Source organism: Caulobacter sp. CCG-8 (assembly GCF_037402475.1).
In the GTDB taxonomy this organism is placed as follows: domain Bacteria; phylum Pseudomonadota; class Alphaproteobacteria; order Caulobacterales; family Caulobacteraceae; genus Caulobacter.
The window spans coordinates 196,819-215,843 of the sequence record NZ_JBBEUD010000002.1 but is presented as its reverse complement, the minus strand read 5'-3'; the positions used below and the strand labels follow the sequence as shown (position 1 = coordinate 215,843).

The 19,025-nt window shown below is 70.9% G+C and carries 16 protein-coding genes; 9 read left to right on the top strand and 7 right to left on the bottom strand.

What is annotated here, in order from left to right; all coding sequences use genetic code 11:
* The first annotated feature begins 54 nt into the window (after positions 1–54).
* From WAE60_RS02500 to WAE60_RS02490, 3 genes are all read left to right on the top strand, one after another.
* The gene (locus WAE60_RS02500; protein WP_337684804.1) at positions 55–3,033 is read left to right on the top strand and encodes a TonB-dependent receptor; all 2,979 of its coding nucleotides are present in this window, start codon (positions 55–57) and stop codon (positions 3,031–3,033) included.
* Between the two features lie 75 nt (positions 3,034–3,108).
* Positions 3,109–3,630: a sigma-70 family RNA polymerase sigma factor gene (locus WAE60_RS02495; protein ID WP_337684803.1), complete on the top strand. Its 522-nt coding sequence runs from the start codon at positions 3,109–3,111 to the stop codon at positions 3,628–3,630.
* Positions 3,620–4,624 (top strand): FecR domain-containing protein, encoded by a 1,005-nt coding sequence (locus WAE60_RS02490; protein ID WP_337684802.1) that lies wholly within the window; start codon positions 3,620–3,622, stop codon positions 4,622–4,624. Before WAE60_RS02495 ends, WAE60_RS02490 begins: the two co-directional genes overlap by 11 nt.
* A 60-nt stretch (positions 4,625–4,684) precedes the next feature.
* Here the strand turns inward: WAE60_RS02490 and WAE60_RS02485 are convergent, their stop codons facing one another.
* The 6 genes from WAE60_RS02485 to WAE60_RS02460 form a co-directional block, all read right to left on the bottom strand.
* The gene (locus tag WAE60_RS02485; RefSeq protein WP_337684800.1) at positions 4,685–5,356 is read right to left on the bottom strand and encodes a peroxiredoxin-like family protein; all 672 of its coding nucleotides are present in this window, start codon (positions 5,354–5,356) and stop codon (positions 4,685–4,687) included.
* Entirely contained in the window at positions 5,353–5,757 is a 405-nt protein-coding gene (locus tag WAE60_RS02480; protein ID WP_337684799.1) for a ferredoxin family protein, read from the bottom strand. The genes WAE60_RS02485 and WAE60_RS02480 overlap by 4 nt, the downstream gene beginning before the upstream one ends.
* Positions 5,757–7,325 (bottom strand): FAD-binding protein, encoded by a 1,569-nt coding sequence (locus WAE60_RS02475; protein ID WP_337684798.1) that lies wholly within the window; start codon positions 7,323–7,325, stop codon positions 5,757–5,759. Before WAE60_RS02475 ends, WAE60_RS02480 begins: the two co-directional genes overlap by 1 nt.
* Positions 7,322–8,272: an ABC transporter substrate-binding protein gene (locus WAE60_RS02470; RefSeq protein ID WP_337684797.1), complete on the bottom strand. Its 951-nt coding sequence runs from the start codon at positions 8,270–8,272 to the stop codon at positions 7,322–7,324. The genes WAE60_RS02475 and WAE60_RS02470 overlap by 4 nt, the downstream gene beginning before the upstream one ends.
* A gap of 11 nt (positions 8,273–8,283) precedes the next feature.
* Complete coding sequence (locus tag WAE60_RS02465) at positions 8,284–10,938, bottom strand: TonB-dependent receptor (RefSeq protein WP_337684796.1); 2,655 nt, start codon at positions 10,936–10,938, stop codon at positions 8,284–8,286.
* Between the two features lie 120 nt (positions 10,939–11,058).
* Positions 11,059–11,904, bottom strand: a complete 846-nt coding sequence (locus tag WAE60_RS02460) for a TauD/TfdA family dioxygenase (RefSeq protein ID WP_337684794.1) — start codon at positions 11,902–11,904, stop codon at positions 11,059–11,061.
* Positions 11,905–12,166: 262 nt separating this feature from the next.
* Between WAE60_RS02460 and WAE60_RS02455 the strand changes: the two genes are divergently transcribed.
* Complete coding sequence (locus tag WAE60_RS02455; protein WP_337684792.1) at positions 12,167–13,504, top strand: LLM class flavin-dependent oxidoreductase; 1,338 nt, start codon at positions 12,167–12,169, stop codon at positions 13,502–13,504.
* A 14-nt stretch (positions 13,505–13,518) separates the two neighbouring features.
* Here the strand turns inward: WAE60_RS02455 and WAE60_RS02450 are convergent, their stop codons facing one another.
* The gene (locus tag WAE60_RS02450) at positions 13,519–14,352 is read right to left on the bottom strand and encodes a LysR substrate-binding domain-containing protein (RefSeq protein ID WP_029917146.1); all 834 of its coding nucleotides are present in this window, start codon (positions 14,350–14,352) and stop codon (positions 13,519–13,521) included.
* Between the two features lie 128 nt (positions 14,353–14,480).
* On the opposite strand from WAE60_RS02450, the gene WAE60_RS02445 reads away from it, so the two are divergent.
* The 5 genes from WAE60_RS02445 to WAE60_RS02425 are packed head-to-tail and all read left to right on the top strand — an operon-like array spanning position 14,481 to position 18,971.
* On the top strand, positions 14,481–15,290 hold the full coding sequence (locus WAE60_RS02445; protein WP_337684791.1) for an ABC transporter permease: 810 nt from the start codon (positions 14,481–14,483) through the stop codon (positions 15,288–15,290).
* Positions 15,291–15,292: 2 nt separating this feature from the next.
* Positions 15,293–16,117, top strand: a complete 825-nt coding sequence (locus WAE60_RS02440) for an ABC transporter ATP-binding protein (protein WP_337684790.1) — start codon at positions 15,293–15,295, stop codon at positions 16,115–16,117.
* Between the two features lie 4 nt (positions 16,118–16,121).
* On the top strand, positions 16,122–16,745 hold the full coding sequence (locus WAE60_RS02435; protein WP_337684789.1) for a cysteine dioxygenase: 624 nt from the start codon (positions 16,122–16,124) through the stop codon (positions 16,743–16,745).
* Complete coding sequence (locus tag WAE60_RS02430) at positions 16,742–18,319, top strand: rhodanese-like domain-containing protein (protein WP_337684788.1); 1,578 nt, start codon at positions 16,742–16,744, stop codon at positions 18,317–18,319. Before WAE60_RS02435 ends, WAE60_RS02430 begins: the two co-directional genes overlap by 4 nt.
* A 10-nt stretch (positions 18,320–18,329) precedes the next feature.
* Complete coding sequence (locus WAE60_RS02425) at positions 18,330–18,971, top strand: glutathione S-transferase family protein (RefSeq protein WP_029917135.1); 642 nt, start codon at positions 18,330–18,332, stop codon at positions 18,969–18,971.
* The last annotated feature ends 54 nt before the right edge of the window (positions 18,972–19,025 follow it).

Sequence of the window (19,025 nt, the reverse complement as noted above, 5' to 3'; positions counted from 1 at the left end):
ATGCGATCCGGCTAGGAGACGCGCTGGGCGTAACGTGACGGTCGACTGCGAAACATGGGGTGGCGAAAGGCGGCTCTGCTCACCCGGCCGTCGCTTCCGGCGTTCGCGACCGCCCTCCTCCTATCAGGACTGACGCCGGTCCACGCCCAGGCCGAGATCCGCGCCGCGCCCCGCCGGTTCGACATCAGCCAGGGCGACCTGGCCAACGCCCTCCGCATCTTTTCCCAGCAGGCCGACGCGCCCGTGATGACCTTCGTCGACATCCGCGGCAAACGCGGACGGCGGGTCTTCGGCGTCCTGCGGCCCGAGAACGCTCTGGCGCTGCTGATCAGCGGCGAGGGTCTGCGGATGAGGCCCGTGGCCGGCGGCTATGTGCTGGGCCAGGCGGACCCGTGGGACGCCGCTTCTCCCCCGCCCGCTTCGACCGAGGCCGCCGACGCCGCGCCGGTCGAGGTGGAGCAGGTGATCGTCACCGGGTTCCGGGGCAGCCTGGCGCAGGCCCGCGATCTCAAGCGCCAGGCCCTGGGCGCCCAGGACGTCATCCTCGCCGAGGACATCGCCGCCTTCCCCGACCTGAACCTGGCGGAGTCCCTGCAGCGGATCCCGGGCGTGACGATCTCGCGCGACACCGGCGAAGGCCGCCAGATCGCCCTGCGCGGCCTGGGCCCCGACTTCACCCGCACCCAGCTGAACGGCATGGAGGTCTCGGCCTCCACGGCCTCGGGCTTCGACAATCGCGGCTCGGTCAGCCGCACCCGCGCCTTCGACTACAGCATCTTCGCCTCCGAGCTGTTCAACCGGGTGACCGTGCGCAAGGCCTATGCGGTCGACGAGGACGAAGGGGGCGTGGCCGGCACGGTGGAGCTGCGCACCGCCAAGCCGTTCGACTATCAGGGCTTCAAGGCCGCCCTGACGGTCAAGGCCCTGGGCAACAGCGTGACCGACGGGGTCACGCCGCGCCTGGCCGGACTGATCTCCGACCGCTGGGGCGACGTGGGCCTGCTGGTTTCGGCCGCCTACAGCGAGAGCGACGTCAACGAGTACGGCTACCGCAACTGGGGCTGGACCCCGATCAACGTCGCGGCCGCCAATATCGGCCCCGGCGTCTCGGCCACCGACCGCGACCGGCTGGTCAACGCCAAGGGCGACGCCCGGGTCCGCGCGCCCCAGGCGCAGACCTATTCGACCTGGTTCGACCACCGCGCGCGCCTGGGCCTCACCGCCGCCCTGCAATACCGCCCCAGCGCCGACACCAGCCTCGACATCGACCTGCTCTACGGCCGGCTGAGCAACGGTCGCGACGAGTTCTCCCTGGCCTCGGCCGGCAAGAACGGCCTGACCGGCGACATCCTGGGCACGCAGCGCCTGAACAGCGTGGTCATCCGGGGCGACGACATGGTCCAGGCGGCCTTCGACGGCGTCGATCTGAGGACCGAGCACAAGCACTCGACCGACTCCACGGTCTTCACCCAGGTCGCCGTCAACGGCCGCACCCGGCTGAGCCGCACCCTGGAGGTCAGCGGCATGGTGGGCCATTCACGCTCGGACTTCGAAGGGCCGGTGTTCGACAAGGTCTTCCTGCAGGCCAGCGGCAAGGCCTTCGCCTTCGACCTGCGCGGGCCGGGGCGCGACGGGGTCAACACCTACGGCTTCGACCCGACCGATCCGGACGCCTGGAGCCTGATGCGGGCCGACACGCGCGAGGACGCCATCGTCAACGACTTCACGACCGGCAAGATGGACCTGCTCTATACGGCCGGGCCCCGATCCGTCTGGAAGGCCGGCGTCCAGTACAAGCTGTTCCGCAACGACGGCTATCAGCGCCGCAACCGGGTCGACTACGACGGTACGCCCGTCCTGCCGGCCAGCGTGAAATACGTCTCCGACCAGCGCTCGCTGATCCCCTACATCGTCGGCGACGTCGACGCGGTCTACGCCCTGCTCGGGCAGAAGCGAGACCTGTCCCAGGCCGACGACCAGCCGGGCTCCGACTATTCGCTGACCGAGAAGACGGCCGCGGCCTACATCCAGTACCAGTTCGACGGAGAACTGGCCGGACGGCGCCTGCGGGCCGACGCCGGACTGCGCTACTACAACACCCGCCTGACCTCGGCCGGCATGGTCAGCAACGGCGTGACCCTGGCCCCCGCCGTGATCGCCCACCGCTACGACGGGGTGCTGCCGGCCGTGAACCTGGCCTGGGACCTCGGCGACGACGTCGTCCTTCGCCTGGGCGCCAACCGCGACATCAGCCGGCCCAGCCTGGCCGACCTGCGCGCCGCCGCCAGCGTCGACGCCGCGCCGTTCGGCGGCACGATCACGGTCGGCAATCCCGACCTCCGCCCGTTCATGGCCAATTCGGTCGAGGCGTCGCTGGAGCTCTACCAGGGCCGCGTCGGCGCGTTCGCGCTGAGCGTCTTCCACAAGACCATGGAGTCGTTCATCACCATGGAGACGGCGACGGCGCCCTATGGGTCGACGGGCTATCCGCTGCAGTTCCTCAATCCGGGCCAGACCGGTTCGATCATCTACAACGTCAACCAGCCGGTGAACGGCGACGGGGCCACGATCTCGGGCGTCGAGCTGGCCGTCCAGCGCGATTTCGACTTCCTGCCAACCCCGTTCGACAGGCTGGGCTTCACCGGCAACATCACCTACGCCCACGGCCGCTCCGACGTGATCATCGACGGCAAGCCGGTGTCGCTGGACCTGATGCAGCTGTCGCCCTGGACCTGGAACGCCACGCTCTACTACGAGACCGGCCGCTGGGGCGCGCGGATCTCCAGCGCCTACCGCGACGGCTATCTGGACGGCGCCGGCGGCAACGGCAACGTCGGTTCCGGCTTCCACGCCATGAACAACATCGACGCCGCGGCGCATTTCAACGCGGGACGCGGGCTGAAGGTCGTGATCGAGGGGCTGAACCTCACCGACCAGGCCATCGACCAGTTCGCCGACATCGCCGCCGACCGCCTGCTGGCCCGCACCCGCAGCGGCCGCACCGTCACCTTGGGCGTCGCCTATGAATTTTGACGCCCGCCTGTCCCCGATCGCCCCTCCCGCGCCTCTACCCTCCTACGAGGCGGCGCACGGCCCGGTGGAAACGCGATGATCGACCTCCTGGCGGAGTTGAGGCCCCATGAACGCAAGCTGCTCGGCTATATCGCCCGTCGCCACGGCGACCCGTCGCGGGCGGAGGACATCCTCCAGCAGACCCTGCTGATGGTGATCGAGCAGAGCCGCAAGCAGGCCATCATCCAGCCGCTGGCCTACGCCTATCGCGTGGCCGACTCCCTGATCTACGCCCAGGCCCGGCGCGATCGCCGCGAGGAAGGCCTGGGCGAGGCCGACTACGGCTGCGAGCTGCCCCTGGCCGACGAGGTGCTGGAGCACAAGCAGCGCGTGGCGGTCTTCGAGGCGGCCCTCCGCCGCCTGTCGCCGATCCGCCGCGAGGTGTTCGTCCGCCGGCACATGGACGGACAGTCGCGACAGAAGATCGCCGACGACCTCGGCCTGAATCTGGAAACCGTGAAGAAGCATCTCGTCCGCGCCATGGCCGAACTGGCCGGGGTGATGGACGCCGCGACCGGCGACGCCGCCGACTGGAAGGGGGCGACCCGTGAGCGCTAACGACAACGACCTGAGCGTGATGGAAGAGGCCGCCGACTGGATCGACCGGTCGGACGAGCTGTCGGAAGCCGAGCGCCGCGACCTCGCCGCCTGGCTCAACGCCTCGCCCGAACACGCCGCGGCGTTCGGCGCGCTGCGCCACGCCCTGCGCGACACCGCCTTGCTGGACGCGATCGACCGCCTCCGCGCCGAGCCCGCTCAGGCGCCCGCCCCTCCCGTCCGACGCCGCGCCGCCCTCGGCGGCTGGTCGCGCGCCGGCCTGATCGCCGCGAGCCTGCTGGTCCTGGTGGGCGGCGGGGTCCTGACCTCGCGCCTGCTCGCCGAACGGGCCGAACCGACGATCGAGCTGGCCACGGCGGTGGGCGTGCGGGCCGACCACGTGCTCAGCGACGCCTCGACCATCCGCCTCAACGCCGACAGCCACGCCAGCGTGGCCTACAGCGGGGCGGCCCGCGACATCTACCTGCGCCAAGGCGACGCCGTGTTCGAAGTCGCCAAGAACCGCCAACGCCCCTTCAACGTCATGGCCGGCGACGCCAAGGTGACGGCGGTGGGCACGGTGTTCGAGGTCGACAAGGTCGACGGCGCCGTCGAGGTCCGGGTGTTCGAGGGCGTGGTCCGTGTCTCCCAGGGCGACGCCCCGCCCCACACGCTGCGCCAGGGCGAATGGCTGCTGCTGGCCGCCGACCACACCGCCAGCCGCGGACGCCTGGCGGCCGACAGTTACGACGCCTGGCGCGGCGACTGGCTCGAGGCCGACGGCATGCCGCTGAAATACGTGGTGGCCCGGCTCAACCGCTACAGCCCGCAGGCCCTGGCCTTGCGCGATCCCCGCCTGGGCGAGCTCAAGGTGACGGGCCGGTTCAAGCTGGATCGCCCCGCCGAAGCCGTGGCGATGATCTCGGCTCTGCTCGACCTGAAGGTCGAGGACGCCGGCGCGCGGATCTATCTGGGCCCGTCCACCGCGTCCGCGCGATCGGCTCGTCCCATCTGAAGGCCCGTTCGGGGCGGACTTGGTCCACGACCGCCCCCGAACGCGAACCCGAAGTCAGACCTAGGCGGGAACCGCGGCCAGGGCCCGCACCGCGGCGATCACCGGCTCGGCCTCGGTCCGGACCAGCCAGTCGGGGCTGACGTCGGCGAACTTCACGACCTGATCCCGGCCGATCACCACCACGGTGGGCTGGGGCAGCTCCCACGTGCCCGTTCCCGTGGTCTCGCCGATCGAGCCGCCGCGCGCCCGCTGCGCAGCCTGGCTGGCCTCGTCGGCGGTGTAGAGGACGCCGAACCGGCGCCCGAGCGCGTTGTCGGTGTCCGAGGCCACCTTGAACGACAGGTCATGGCGGGTGCGGATCTCGCCCAGGCGCTCCGGGACCTGCGGGCTCACGGCCACCAGCGGCACGCCCAGCGCCTTCAGCGTCGGCTGCAGCGCGCGCTCGTAGTAGGGCAAGGCGATGTTGCAGGCCGGGCAGCCGGCGAACCGGAAGAACACCAGCACCGCCGGGCCCCTGGCGGTCAGGCCCTTCAGGGTCAGCTCGCCGCCCTCGACGTCCTTGAGGACGAAGGGCTCGACGACGTCGCCGGCCTTGATCCAGGCGTCGGGGTCCGCCTCGGCGACCAGGGTCGCGCGCTGGTCGACATTGATCTTCAGGGCGGCCGGATCCCAGGTCCGTACGCGCTCGGCGTGCAGGTCGGCCAGCAGCTTGGCCAGGCTCTCTTGGCTCATCGGGTCGTCTCCTCGGCTTGAGCGGATGTCTCTTGGGCGGATTTCTGGGCGGCGATCTGGATCGCCTGCAGGCGGGCGCGCTCGAAGATCGAGCCCATGCGCCAGTGCTGGTTGCTGTGGGTCGCCGCGTGCTCGCCCCAGCCGGAGTCGCGACGGAACGCGCCCAGCTGGCCCGACGCCAGGGCCTGCGCGGCGGTGATCCCCGCCGGCGCCTCGCAGTCGGGCCAGACGAACAGGGCGTCGGACGCGCAATGCAGCTCGCACAGCAGGCAGGTCTGGCAATCAGCCTGGCGGGCGATCCTCGCCTTGCCGTCCGAGCCGACCTCCAGCACGTCGCTGGGGCAGGCGTCGACGCAGGTCCCGCAGCCGGTGCAGCGTTCGTCGATGACGACCTCGATCATCAGGCCACCTCCGCCTGGGCGCCGGTCGGCTCGAACGCGGTCCACACGGTGTTCAAGCCGCCGGCCCGTTGCCGCGCGGCGAAGCGGGGGTCCGGGCCGGCCGCGTCCTCGCGCCTGTGCATGCCCCGGCTCTCGCGCCGGGCCAGGGCCGAGGCCTTGCTCCAGCGGCCCGCGGCGACCAGGGCGGCGGCTTCCCGCGTTCGCAGGGACGCCCTGCCCTCGCCGCGCGCATGGTCGGCCAGGTCGATCCAGACGTCGTCCAGTCTCCGGATCGATCCCGCCAAGGTCGCGCCGCGCCGGAAGATGTTGCGTCCGTAGTCGTTCAGCTCGTCGCGCACCACCTGTACGGCGGCCTTCAGGTCCACCGGACCTTCCGCGCGGGCCGGCCGCAGGCCGGCGCGGCCCGAGGCCACCACCAGCGCGTCCGCCCTCGCACCCTGCCCCAGCGCCAGCCGCGCGGCGCCCGCCCCGGCCCACTGGCCCGACGACAGGGCCCAGGACGAATTGACGGCCCCACCGCCCGAGATCGCGCCGGTCACCAGCTCGCGGCTGGCCGCGTCGCCGGCCGCGAACAGGCCAGGGACCTGGGTCTGGCAAGCCTGGTCCGTCACCCGCAGCCCGCCGATCCCCCGCACCGTGCCCTCGGCGTGCAGGGTGACCTCGAAGCGGTCGCGGTAGGCGTCGATCCCCTTGCGGTCGAACGGCAGGACGAAGTTGGGTTGCACCTGCGGCATCACCCGCTGGATGTCCTCGGGCACGCGGTCCAGGCGGCAGAACAGCGGCCCGGCCATCAGGGCCCGCGCCAGGTGGGGCGTGACGTCCGGTCCGTTGGGGATATCGAGCTCGCGGTCGTCGGCGTCGAACCAGCGGGCGAAGCTGTAGGCCATCGAGCGGGCCATGTTCGTACCGGCCATGGCCGGGGTGTAGTAGTTGGTGAACTCCATGCCCGACAGGTCGGCCCCCGCCTCGACGCCCATCAGCAGGCCGTCGCCGGTGTTTGTGGCCGAGCCCAGCAGCCGCGAGGCGAAGGCGCAGCCGCCGGTGGCCAGCACCACGGCGCCGGCCCGGATCGTCCACGGCCGCTCGCCGCGCAGGGCCAGGCCCGACGCCCCGGCGATGGATCCGTCGCCGTGCCGCAGCAGCTCCAGGGCCGGATGGTGGTCGAGGATGCGCACGCCCTGGGCCAGCGCCAGGTTGCGCATCGCCCGCATGTATTCCGGCCCGCGCAGGCCGCGATAGAACGGCCGTCCCTCGTCGTCGGTCGAGAAGTCGTAATAGCCGCGCAGGCTCGGCAGGCTGGTCCAGGTCAGATCGAGAATCCGCCGCATCCAGTCCGGATCGCCCAGGCCCAGCGAACGCTTCAGCCGGTCCGCGACGGCGGCATCACGCGCTTCCGGCGGGACCCACCAGTGGCCGGGACCGGCGGTGGCGGTGACGCCGCTGGTCCCGCAATGGCCCTTGTCGGCCAGGACGACCTCGGCGCCCTCGCGAGCGGCGGCGATGGCGGCCCAGGTTCCGGCCAGGCCGCCGCCGATCACCAGCACGTCGGTCGATCCCGTCTCGCTCATGGCGCGACGGCGGCGTTGAACGAGCGGTCGAAGGCGCCGGCCGGATCGCGCGTCGAGGTCACGGCGCCCGCCGCCCGGAAGCGGTCGAGCACCGCCGTCGCCTCGGCCACGACCTTGTCGTCGATTTCACTCGGCGCGATGCGGTACTGACGGACCGTGTAGAGCGCCACGTCCGGCTGCAGGCCCGTCTCCTTCGACAGGGCCGCGGCGTATTCCTGGGGATGCTCGCCCGCCCAGCGCCGGGCCTTGGCCAGGCGGCGCAGGAAGTCCTCGACCTGGGGCCGCTTGCCGGCGATCGCCGCCTCGCTGGCCGCCTCGAAGCCGTAGCCGCTGAGCCGCCCGTCGCCGTCGGCCAGGATCACCGCGTCGTCGTGCAGCTTGGCCAGGGCCACGTAGGAGCCCCAGGTCACCCAGCCGTCGATCGCCCCGCTGGTGAAGGCCGCCTTGGCGTCGCCGGGGCTGAGGAACACGATCTGGACGTCGGTGGACTTCAGCCCCGCTTCCTCCAGCAGCTTCAGCAGCAGGTAGTGGCCGATCGAGCCGCGCCCGGTGGCGATCTTCCTGCCGCGCAGGTCGGCCACGCCGTGGAACGGCGCGCCCTTGCGGACCAGCAGGGCCGTCGACGAGCCGCCGCTCTTGCCCGCCTGCACAGCCTTGATCTTGGAGCCGCCGGCATAGGCGAACAGGAACGGCGCGTCCCCCGCCTCGCCCAGGTCGACCGCCCCGGCCCCCACCGCCTCGAGCAGCGGCTGGGCGGCGGCGAATTCGCTCCAATCGATCTTGTAGGGAACGCCCTCCAGCGCGCCGGAGGCGATCAGGATCGCCTTGGTCCCGCCCCTCTGGCTGCCGACCTTGAGGGGCGCCTGGCGGTCCCCTCCTCCCTGGGCTCCGCATCCGGCCAGCAGGGCGGCGGCGGTCAAGACGGCGATGAGGCTGCGTCGTTGCATGGCGCCCTCCCTCAGAAGCGTTGGGTCAGGCGGGCGTAGTAGTAGCCGCCGGTGATGCCGTAGGGCGAGAAGATGCCGAACTGGTTCAGGCCCGTGTCGGCGTTGACGATGCCGATCTTGTCGGGGTGCTCGTCGAACAGGTTGTTGGCCCCGATCGCGATGTTCGTGGTCGGACGCACGTCCCAGCCGATGTCGAGGTCGACCACCCATTTGGGACTGAAGGTCCGGTCCAGATTGGCCGACGTCCCGGCCTCGGTATATTCGCCGTACCGCGTGGTGCGCAGGCTGGCCGTGACGGTGTCGCGATCCCAGACCGCGCCGAGGATCAGCTTCTTGCGCGGCGTGCCCACGGTCAGGTCGGCGATCTTCTGGCGGTCGAACAGCACCAGGTTCGGATTGACCGCCTTCAGCACCGCCGGCGTGTCGATCTGCTTGGTGATCTTGGTCTTGTTGAAGGCGTAGGCGGCGTTGAGGTTCAGCCGCCCCGCCTCGCCCAGGTCGAAGGCGTACTCGGCGACCAGGTCCACGCCCGTCGTCCGGGTCGAGACGGCGTTGGTGTAGTAGGTCGCCGCCAGGCCCTGCGGGAAGCGGGTCAGCAGCGGCGCCAGGGCCGGCTGCGAGGCCAGCTGGGCGGCGGTGAGGTCCAGGTTGCTGGTGTCGACGATACGGTCGTCGATGTCGATCTGGTAGGCGTCCAGCGTGATCCGCAGGCGGCTGGTGGGCTCGGCCGTGATCCCGACGCTGTAGTTGGTCGAAGTCTCGGGCTTCAGCGGCGTGGCGCCCAGGGCCTGGGCCTCGCTGGAGTCGGCGCGCAGCACCTTGGTCGGGAAGGTCAGGTACTCGCCAGGCACGCAGGGCACGCCGCGGAAGACGTTGTTGGGCGCGGCGGCGCAGAGGTTGCCGCTGATCGTCGAGCTGGCGAACACCTCCTGGGCCAGGGACGGGGCGCGGAAGCCGTTGCTGATCGTTCCGCGCAGGGCGTAGCCCGGCAGGAATTCCCAGCGCGTGGTCAGCTTGCCGCTGGTGGTGTCGCCGACATCGCCGGTGTAGCGCTCGTGACGACCGGCCACGCCGACGTACCAGTTTTCAGTCAGGTTGGTCCCGACGTCGACATAGGCCGCGTAGACGTTGCGGCTGGCCGAGCCGGAGTCCTCCGGCGCGGTCCCGGCGTACGACGCCAGGCCGGGATTGGGCCGCAGCCCGGCGAAGGGCTGGCCGGCCGGGATCACGTAGTCGCCGACGATGTAGGACGCCTCGTCGCCCGGATAGATCTTGAAGTGCTCGTAACGCTGCTCCAGCCCCCACGACACCTGGACCGGATGCGGCAGCACGCCCTCGAACTCGCGGGTGACGTCGAAATTGGTGGTCCACTGCTGGAACTGGTGGGTCGACAGGTGGAAGTAGGTCGGACTGTCGGGGCCCAGGGTGGCGTTGAGGGTGTTCTGGCCGTCCAGCTGGGCGTGGTCCTGGGCGAAGGTGGTCGACAGGTCCCAGTCCCAGCCCTTGGCCTGGCCGCGCGCGCCAAGGGTGGTCTGGAAGTCGAGCTCGAAGATCCGCCGCAGGGCGTTGAAGCCGTTCGGATAGACCTCCGGCAGCGAGTTGCGGTTCTGGGGTCGTCCCGCCGTCACCCCGGCCACCGGCGCCAGGTTGGGCAGGAAGCTGCCGGTGTTCTTCTTGGACGAGCGGTGGCTGAGCGTGCCCGTCGAATAGAGCGTCAGGTCCTTCCAGGGCAGTTCGGCGTTGTAGGACGCCGCCAGGATGTCCTCCTCGCCCGGGCCGTAGCCGCCGCCCCAGTAGTAGCGATCGGCCGTGGCGTCGCGCGGGTCCGGGGTGACGGTGGTGACGCCGCCGACGGTGGTGACGGTCGGCTGGTAGATGTACTGGGCCCGGGACGGGACCGCGCGCGAGGCGGCCTCGTTGTTCTTCCAGTTCAGGGCCAGCTGGACGAAGCCGCCCGCGTCGCCCAGCGGCAGGCCGTAGTTCAGGGTGGCGCTGCGGGTGTCGCCGTCGCCCAGATAGTTCTGGCCGCCCTGGTAGCTGAACGATCCGCCTTCCGCGTCCTTCTTGAGGATGATGTTGATCACCCCCGCGATGGCGTCCGAGCCGTACTGGGCCGAGGCGCCGTCGCGCAGCACCTCGATGCGCTCGATGGCCGAGGCCGGGATCAGGTCCAGGTCGACCGGCGCGCCGCCGCGTCCCACCCGGGCCAGGTTGTTGATCAGGGCCGTGCCGTGCCGCCGCTTGCCGTTGACCAGGAACAGGGCCTGGTCGCCGTTCAGGCCGCGCATGGTGATAGCCCGCACCGTCCACGAGGTGCCGCCGCCGTTGATGCCGGGCAGGTTGAACGACGGGATCAGGGTGTTGAGCACCTCCTTCAGACCGACCTTGCCGGTGGCCGTCAGTTGCTCGGCGGAGACGACATCGACCGGGGCCGGGCTGTCGGCCACGGTGCGGCGCTCGCCGCGGACGCCGGTGACGATCACGCCTTCCAGGGCGGTGGCGCCGTCGACGTCGGCGGCGGTCGCGGCGGGAACCGCATCGACGGCCGGGACGGCCGCCGGCAGGTCGGCGGCCCGCGCCGGGCCGGCGAGCGTGGCGATCGTCAGGATCGAGGCGCAGGCCAGAAGGCCGGTCCGGAGCGTCCAGTCAAAGGCAGGTCGGGCCAACGCCCGCGTCGAATAAGGCAAGAGTTTATCCCCCGCGCGGCGCCGGTGGCGTCCGCGTCGTGTTGTTGGTCTCGAAGGTGGAAGGCGCGCCGCCGGCCCCCGGCGCGCCGCGAGGTCAGGTCAGGTCGCGCGGCGCTCGCGGTACGGGATGTCGTCCGAACCGATCAGCACGCGCTCCATCACGCGCGGGAAGTCGCCGTAGTCGCGGACCGCGTAGTGCAGGCCGGCGCGGTTGTCCCACAGGGCCACGGAGTTGGGCCGCCAGCGGAAACGCACGTGGTGTTCGGGCTTCTTGACCTGATCGTACAGCCGGGCCAGCAGCGCCCTGCTCTCGTCGGGCGCCAGGTCGACGAACCGGGGCTTGAGGCTGAAATTGATCCAGAAGATGTCCTCGCCGGTCTCCGGATGGGTGCGGATGGCGGGATGGGCGACCAGCGGATAGCGCTCGCCGGACCGGTTCAGGGCGTCCTGGTAGTCGTGGATCACATGGAGGTCATCCACCGCCGCCTTCAGGTCGTCGGGCAGGCCGCGATAGATCGCGCCGCCGTCGGCCCAGATGGTGTCGCCGCCGACCTCGGGGATGTGCACGGCCTTCAGCACCGCGCCGAACGACGGGTTGATCCGCCAGCTGGTGTCGGTGTGCCAGTGGTTCTCGCGGATGTCGTAGTCCTTGAACGCCGCGGCCGAGATCGGCTGGACCGCGCGGTGGGTCTCCACCCCGCCGGTCGGATGGGCGTAGACCTCGCCGAAGTTGGCCGCGAAGGCCAGCTGCTGGTCGCGCGTGATGTCCTGGTCGCGGAAGAACAGCACCTTGCGCTCCAGCAGCAGGGCCTTGAGCGCGTCGCGCTGGGACCGGTCGAGCGGCTGGCGCAGATCGACGCCGCCGACCTCGGACCCGATGGTCGGGCTGAGAGGGACCGCGCTCAGTCCGGTGGTTTCGCGAATGCCGGTGATGGTGGCGCTCATGGCCTCTCCTCGCCTGATAACTGCGACACGCGACGATCAGCGCCGCGACCGTCGGCAACATGCGCAATTCAAGCAAGCATATCGAAACAGTATTCCTTCATTCCATTTCAGATATTCATATATCCAACGCCAAAATACGATCCTTTTGGCACAGCAATACGTGTATATTCGAGATCATAATAAGCTATATTGATCGAACTCCATTGCTCGCACGGTCGCCCGATGACAGTCATGCCGTCGAAATCTTCTTTCGGAGGCCGCCATGACCCAGCGCAGACAATTGAAACTCGGCCATATGATCGAGGGCGCGGGGCGGACCTGGACCGACTGGCGCCATCCGAACGCCCAGCCGGGCGCGAGCACCGACTTCAAGTACTACAGCCGCGCCGCCAGGCTGGCCGAACAGGGCAAGTTCGACTTCCTGTTCATCGCCGACAGCCTGTCGATCAACGCCAAGTCCAGCCCGCATTATCTGAACCGCTTCGAGCCGATCACCATCCTGTCGGCCCTGGCGGCGGTGACCGAGCACATCGGCCTGGTGGCCACGCTCAGCGTCACCTATTCCGAGCCCTTCAACGTGGCGCGCCAGTTCGCCTCGCTGGACCACATCAGCGGCGGCCGCGCCGGCTGGAACGTGGTCACCTCGTGGCTGGAAGGCTCGGCCGACAACTTCGGCAAGGCCGAGCACCTGGCGCACGACACCCGCTACCGCCTGGCGGCCGAATATCTGGATGTCGTCCAGGGGCTGTGGGACAGCTGGGAGGACGACGCCCTGGTCCACGACAAGGCCAGCGGCGTGTTCTTCGATCCCGACAAGCTGAACACCCTGGGCCACAAGGGCGAGTTCCTGTCGGTGAAGGGCCCGCTGAACATCGCCCGCTCGCCCCAGGGCCAGCCGGTGATCTTCCAGGCCGGCGCCTCGGAGGACGGCCGCAACCTGGCCGCCAAGCGCGCCGACGCGATCTTCGTCGGCCACGGCGGCGTCGAGGAGGCCCGGACCTACTACGCCGACGTGAAAGCGCGCGCCGCCGGCTTCGGCCGCGACCCCGACGACCTGTTCATCCTGCCCGCCGCCGCCCCGATCATCGGCTCCACCGAGGCCGAGGCCGAGGCCCGCTGGAAGGAGCGCGCCGAACTGGTGTCGATCGAGTCCGCCCTGGCCATGCTGGGCCGCGGCTTCAACGACCACGACTTCACCGCCTACGACCTGGACGCCCGCTTCCCCGACGTGTTCAGCCGCGGCGTCAACAGCTCGCAGTCGGCGACCCTGAAGATCGCCAAGGCGGTCGAGCAGGAGAACCTGACCCTGCGCGAAGTGGCCCTGCGCTTCGCCACGCCGCGCGGCGACCTGGTGGGCACGCCCGAGCAGATCGCCGACAAGTTCCAGCTGTGGCTCGACACCCGCGCCTCGGACGGCTTCGTGATCGGCGAGTCCCTGCCCGGCCAGTTCCAGCTGCTGGTCGAGGAGGTGGTCCCCCTGCTGCAGAAGCGCGGCATCTTCCGCGGGGACTACGAAGGTTCGACCTTCCGCCAGAGCCTGGGCCTGGAGGTCCCGGCCAACCGCTTCACCACCCAGAAGGCCAGCCGAGCGGTCGCGTGAAACGGCCGCTCCCCTCACAGCTCCAGGGCCGCCTGATGGATAAGCTCGGAGAGCTTGGCGATCGAGGGGTGCGGCGCCGACCCGACCCGGCGGACATAGGCGACCTGCGGCACGGCCGGCAGGCCCGTCTCGATCGGCGCCGCCTGGGGGCGGAACAGCGCGGTGCGGCAGGTGACGGCCAGGCCGGCGTCCACCGCCGCCCGCAAAGCCGAAAGGCTGGGGGTCTCCAGCGCCACCCGGAACGGCCGCCCCTCGCGCTGGAGCGCGGCCAGGGCGGCGTCGCGGAACCGGCAGGGCGGGGCCAGGATGGCCAGCGGCAGGACCTCGGCCTCGACCAGGTCCGGATTCCCGTGCCAGACCATCGGCGCCACGCGGGCCGCGTGCGGATCGTCCGCCGCGCCCATGCACAGCACCACGTCCAGCCGGTCGCCGGCCAGCAGGTCCAGCAGCTCGGGCGAGCCGGCCACCCGCACCTCCAGCTGGACGTCGGGATTGAGCTGGCTGAACCGGGCCAGCACGCCCGACAGCAGGGTCTCGGCGAAGTCCTGGACCAGCCCCACCCGCACCGGTCCGACCAGGGCGTCGCCGGTCAGGGCCACGACCGCCCGGTCGTTGAGCGCCAGGATCTCGCGCGCCAGGCCCAGCAGGGTCCGGCCGGCCGGAGTGAGCGTCAGGCGCCGCCCGTCGCGGTGGAACAGCGGCGTCAGCACGGTCTCCTCCAGCCGCTTCATCTGCAGGCTGAGCGCCGACTGGGTGACGAACACGCGCTCGGTGGCCTTCAGCATCGATCCGGAGTCGACGATGGCCACGAAGCTTCGCAGCAGTTCGGTCGGCAGATTGGTGGCCATTCAGATCGCCTATGAGAAAGTCTGAAACGCCCCTAAGGATAAGCCTATTGATCCAGTAGGGATTAAACGCCCTTCTCTGTGCAGCATTGGCGTTCGCGCCGCAACGGGTCTCGGGACGACGCATCCTCATGTCTTTGGCGATCACCCTTAGAAATTCTCAACCGAGAGCGTGGCGCTGGCCGCGCCTTTCGCGGGCGCGCTGGCTGTCGCCGGCGGCGCTGCTGCTGCTGTGGGAAGCCGGCTCGCGGGCGGGACTGATCCCCGCCCGGGTGCTGGCGGCGCCCTCGGCCGTGGCTGAAACCTTCTGGACGCTGATCGCCTCGGGCGAACTGCCGGCCAATCTGGCGGTGTCGCTCGGCCGGGCCGGCGCGGGCCTTGGCCTGGCGCTGGTCGTGGCGGTGACCCTGGGCCTGGTCTCGGGCCTGTCGCGCTGGGGCGAGACGCTGGTCGACCCGCTGATGCAGATCAAGCGCACCCTGCCGGTGGTGGCCCTGACCCCGCTGTTCATCGTCTGGTTCGGCATCGGTGAGGTCCCGAAGGTGGCCCTGATCGCCACCGCCGCGGTGTTCCCGCTGTACCTGAACCTGTTCGCCGGCATCCGCGGGGTGGACGTGAGGCTGGTCGAGGCGGCCCGCAGCTTCGGCCTGTCCGGCCGCGACCTGATCGCCAACGTGATCCTGCCGGGCGCCCTGCCCTCGTTCTTCGTGGGCCTGCGCTACGCCCTGAGCATCAGCGTGATCATGCTGGTCATCGCCGAGCAGATCAACGCGCAGGCGGGCCTGGGCCACCTGATCAACAACGCCCGCGACTTCATGCGCACCGACATCATCGTCGTCTGCCTGCTCGTCTACGCCCTGCTCGGCCTCGCCGCCGACGCCCTCGTCCGCACGCTGGAGCGCAAGGCGCTGGCGTGGCGCCCCAATCTCGTGGAGCAATGACCATGGCCCAGCCCCGCATCCGCCCGCCCGTCACCGACGCCCGCGAGACACCGACCGTCCGCCTCAAGGGCTTCACCCGCCGGTTCGGCGACAACGTGGTCATCGACGGCCTGGACCTGACGATCGCCCCCGGCGAGTTCGTCGCCCTGCTGGGCGCCAGCGGCTCGGGCAAGACCACCCTGCTGCGCACCCTGGCCGGGCTCGACTCCGCCGGCGGCCAGGACGTGACCACCCCGGACGCGCGCGCCGTGGTGTTCCAGGACGCCCGCCTGCTGCCCTGGCGGCGGGTCTGGCGGAACGTCGCCCTGGGCCTGAAGTCCCCCTCCCAGAAAAAGGGCGACGTCCGGACCCGCGCCGAGGCGGCGCTGAAGGAGGTCGGGCTGGGTCATCGCCTCGACGCCTGGCCCGCCACCCTGTCCGGGGGCGAGGCCCAGCGCACGGCCCTGGCCCGCGCTCTGGTCCGCGAACCCGCCCTGCTGCTGCTGGACGAGCCGTTCGCGGCCCTGGACGCCCTGACCCGCCTGAAGATGCACGACCTGGTGCTGTCGCTGTGGCGCGAGCACAGGCCCGCCGTGCTGCTGGTCACCCACGACGTCGACGAGGCCATCGCCCTGGCCGACCGGGTGCTGGTGCTGGACAAGGGCAAGATCGCCGTCGAGGAGCGTATCGCGCTGGAGCGCCCCCGCCAGCCCGACGCCCGCTTCCACGCCATCCGCCGCCGCCTGCTGGCCCGCCTGGGCGTCGACGCGCCCGCGCCCCAGCCCGCGCCGACCCCGGCGCCCAACGCGGCCCTGGTGGCCTTTCCGACCGGCGAGGTCGTGCTCTGATCCGATGAGTACGCTTCGCTCCCCTCCCAAGCTCCACAGGCTGGCCGAATTCGTCGGCGACGTGGGAAGCCTTCTCGATCGCACGCGCGACGAGGACCTGATCCTCGCGGACGGCGCCCGACTGCTGGCGGGACTGATCGCCCGGGATGACTGGCTGCCGGACGCCTACGCCCAGCCGGACCCGACCCGCTACCAGCAGTACCTGCTGCATTGCGACAGCCGCGAGCGGTTCAGCGTCGTCAGCTTCGTCTGGGGACCGGGCCAGGCGACCCCGGTCCACGACCACACCGTCTGGGGCCTGGTCGGGGTGCTGCGCGGCGCGGAGCTGTCGCAGCGCTTCGCACGACGCGCCGACGCCTTCGCGGCCATCGGTCCCGTCCACCGGCTGGAACGCGGCGAGATCGAGGCGGTCTCGCCGACCGTCGGCGACGTGCACCAGGTGACCAACGCCTTCGACGACCGCGTGTCGATCAGCATCCACGTCTACGGCGGCAATATCGGCGCGGTGAAGCGCTCGACCTACGACGCCGCCGGCCGGCCCAAGCCCTTCATCTCCGGTTACGCCAACGCCACCCTGCCCAACCTCTGGGACCGCTCCAGACCCGTCCTGGCCGAGATCGACGCATGACCCTGCTTACCGTCACCCCGCGCGAGGTCCGCCAGGACTGGATCGCCCGCCGCGAGATCGCCCTGCTGGACCTGCGCGAGGAGGACCCGTTCGCCCGCGCCCACCCGCTGTTCGCCTCGCAGCTGCCGCTGAGCCGGCTGGAGCTGGAAATCCTGGACCGCGTCCCGCGCAAGGACGCCAAGATCGTGCTCTACGATAACGGCGAAGGCCTGGTCTCGCCGGCCGGCAAACGCCTGGCGGCCCTCGGCTACACCCAGATCCGTGCGCTGGCCGGTGGGCTCCAAGGCTGGAAGGACGCCGGCTACGAGCTGTTCCAGGACGTCAATTCCTACAGCAAGGCGTTCGGCGAGTTGGTCGAGGCGCGGCGGCACACCCCGTCCCTGCCCGCCCAGGAGGTCCAGGCCCGGATCGACGCCAAGGCCGACCAGGTGATCCTCGACGCCCGCCGGTTCGAGGAATACGCGGTGATGAGCATCCCGGGCGGGATCAGTACGCCGGGCGCCGAGCTGGTGCTGCGGGCCCGCGAGATCGCGCCCGATCCGGCCACCACCATCATCGTCAACTGCGCCGGCCGCACCCGCAGCCTGATCGGCGCCCAGTCGCTGCTGAACGCCGGCGTGCCCAATCCGGTCTTCGCCCTGCGCAACGGCACGATCGGCTGGACCCTGGCCCAGCAGCAGCTGGAGCACGGCCAGGACCGGCGCTTCCCGGCGGTCTCCGATCAAGGCCTGGAAGACGCCCGCGCCAAGGCCCGCGACGTGGCCTATCGCGCCGGGGTCCGCCGGATCGACGCCGAAGGCCTGGCCGACCTGGCCCAGGACCGCAAGCGCACCCTCTACCGTTTCGACGTCCGCACGCCCGAGGAGTACGCCGCCGGCCACCTGCCCGGCTTCCGCTCGGCGCCCGGCGGGCAGCTGGTGCAGGAGACCGACGTCTTCGCGCCGGTCCGCGGCGGCCGCATCGTGCTGGCCGACGACCTGGGGCCGCGCGCCGACATGAGCGCCTCGTGGCTGGCCCAGCTGGGCTGGGACGTCTACGTGCTGGACGGCGGCTTCGACGGCGAGCTGGAGACCGGCGCGTGGCGGCCCGCCCTGCCGTCGATCCCGACCGTCGAGACGATCAGCCCCGAGGACCTGGCCGTGGCGCTGGGCGACGGGGCGGTGGTGGTGCTGGACCTGGCCCCCAGCCCCGTCCACCGCAAGGGCCACGTCCCCGGCGCCTGGTTCGCGATCCGCGCCCGCCTGGCCGAGGCCTTCGAGCGCATCCCCGAGGGCCTGCCGATCGTGCTGACCTCGCCCGACGGCCGCCTCGCGCGGCTGGCGGCGGCCGAGGTCGAGGAGATCTCGGACCATCCGGTGCGGGTGCTCGACGGCGGCACCGAGGCCTGGGCCGCCACCGGCCGCCGGCTGGACACCGGCCTGGTCCGCGCCGCCTCCGACCCCGAGGACGTCTACAAGCGCCCGTACGAAGGCACCGACAACGCCGCCGAGGCCATGCAGGCCTATCTGGACTGGGAGTTCGGCCTGGTCGACCAGCTGGCGCGCGACGGCTCGCACGGCTTCTTCGTGATCTGAGACGGCCCGCATGTCCCTGAAACTCTATTTCGCCCCCGGTTCGTCGGCCTTCGCGCCGCTGATCGCCCTGGAGGAACTGGGCGTCGCCTACGACGTCCATCCCATCGATCTGGCGGCCGGCGAGCAGCGCCAGCCGGCCTATCTGAAGGTCAATCCGCGCGGGCGCGTGCCGACCCTGGCGGTCGACGGCGAGCCGGTCACCGAGGTGCTGGCCATCCTGACCTACCTGGCGCACGCCTATCCCCACAGCGCCCTGCTGCCGTTGGCCGATCCCCTGAAGCTGGCCCATGCCTACGAGGTGATGAGCTGGTTCGCCAGCACGGTGCACGTGGCCTTCTCCCAGATCGCCCGGCCCGAGCGCTTCGCCGACGACGACACCGTCAAGGCCGCCCTGGCCACGCCCGGCGAGGCCCGCTTCCATCGCACCCTGACCGACATCGAGCGCCTGGCCCAGGGCCCCGGTCCCTGGCTGCTGGGCGAGGACTTCAGCGCCGTCGACGCCTACGCCCTGGTGATCTGGCGTTGGGCCGAGCGCCGCCGGATCGACACCTCGGCCTATCCGGCCTGGAGCGCCAAGGCCGCCCGCGCCCTGGCCCGCCCCTCCGTCCGCCGCGCCCTGCGCAAGGAGGCCGCCCCGAAGGTTCCCGCCTGATGAGATGTCCTGATCAATCGCTTGAGAAAACTTCGTTTTCCTAAGCTGACCTCA

Coding starts and splice junctions, on each gene's coding strand:
- WAE60_RS02445 (WP_337684791.1), top strand. CDS start 14,481: ATGTCTTTGGCGATCACCCTTAGAAATTCTCAACCGAGAGCGTGGCGC.
- WAE60_RS02435 (WP_337684789.1), top strand. CDS start 16,122: ATGAGTACGCTTCGCTCCCCTCCCAAGCTCCACAGGCTGGCCGAATTC.
- WAE60_RS02460 (WP_337684794.1), bottom strand. CDS start 11,904: ATGAGCGCCACCATCACCGGCATTCGCGAAACCACCGGACTGAGCGCG.
- WAE60_RS02500 (WP_337684804.1), top strand. CDS start 55: ATGGGGTGGCGAAAGGCGGCTCTGCTCACCCGGCCGTCGCTTCCGGCG.
- WAE60_RS02495 (WP_337684803.1), top strand. CDS start 3,109: ATGATCGACCTCCTGGCGGAGTTGAGGCCCCATGAACGCAAGCTGCTC.
- WAE60_RS02475 (WP_337684798.1), bottom strand. CDS start 7,325: ATGAGCGAGACGGGATCGACCGACGTGCTGGTGATCGGCGGCGGCCTG.
- WAE60_RS02470 (WP_337684797.1), bottom strand. CDS start 8,272: ATGCAACGACGCAGCCTCATCGCCGTCTTGACCGCCGCCGCCCTGCTG.
- WAE60_RS02450 (WP_029917146.1), bottom strand. CDS start 14,352: ATGGCCACCAATCTGCCGACCGAACTGCTGCGAAGCTTCGTGGCCATC.
- WAE60_RS02430 (WP_337684788.1), top strand. CDS start 16,742: ATGACCCTGCTTACCGTCACCCCGCGCGAGGTCCGCCAGGACTGGATC.
- WAE60_RS02485 (WP_337684800.1), bottom strand. CDS start 5,356: ATGAGCCAAGAGAGCCTGGCCAAGCTGCTGGCCGACCTGCACGCCGAG.
- WAE60_RS02480 (WP_337684799.1), bottom strand. CDS start 5,757: ATGATCGAGGTCGTCATCGACGAACGCTGCACCGGCTGCGGGACCTGC.
- WAE60_RS02425 (WP_029917135.1), top strand. CDS start 18,330: ATGTCCCTGAAACTCTATTTCGCCCCCGGTTCGTCGGCCTTCGCGCCG.
- WAE60_RS02455 (WP_337684792.1), top strand. CDS start 12,167: ATGACCCAGCGCAGACAATTGAAACTCGGCCATATGATCGAGGGCGCG.
- WAE60_RS02440 (WP_337684790.1), top strand. CDS start 15,293: ATGGCCCAGCCCCGCATCCGCCCGCCCGTCACCGACGCCCGCGAGACA.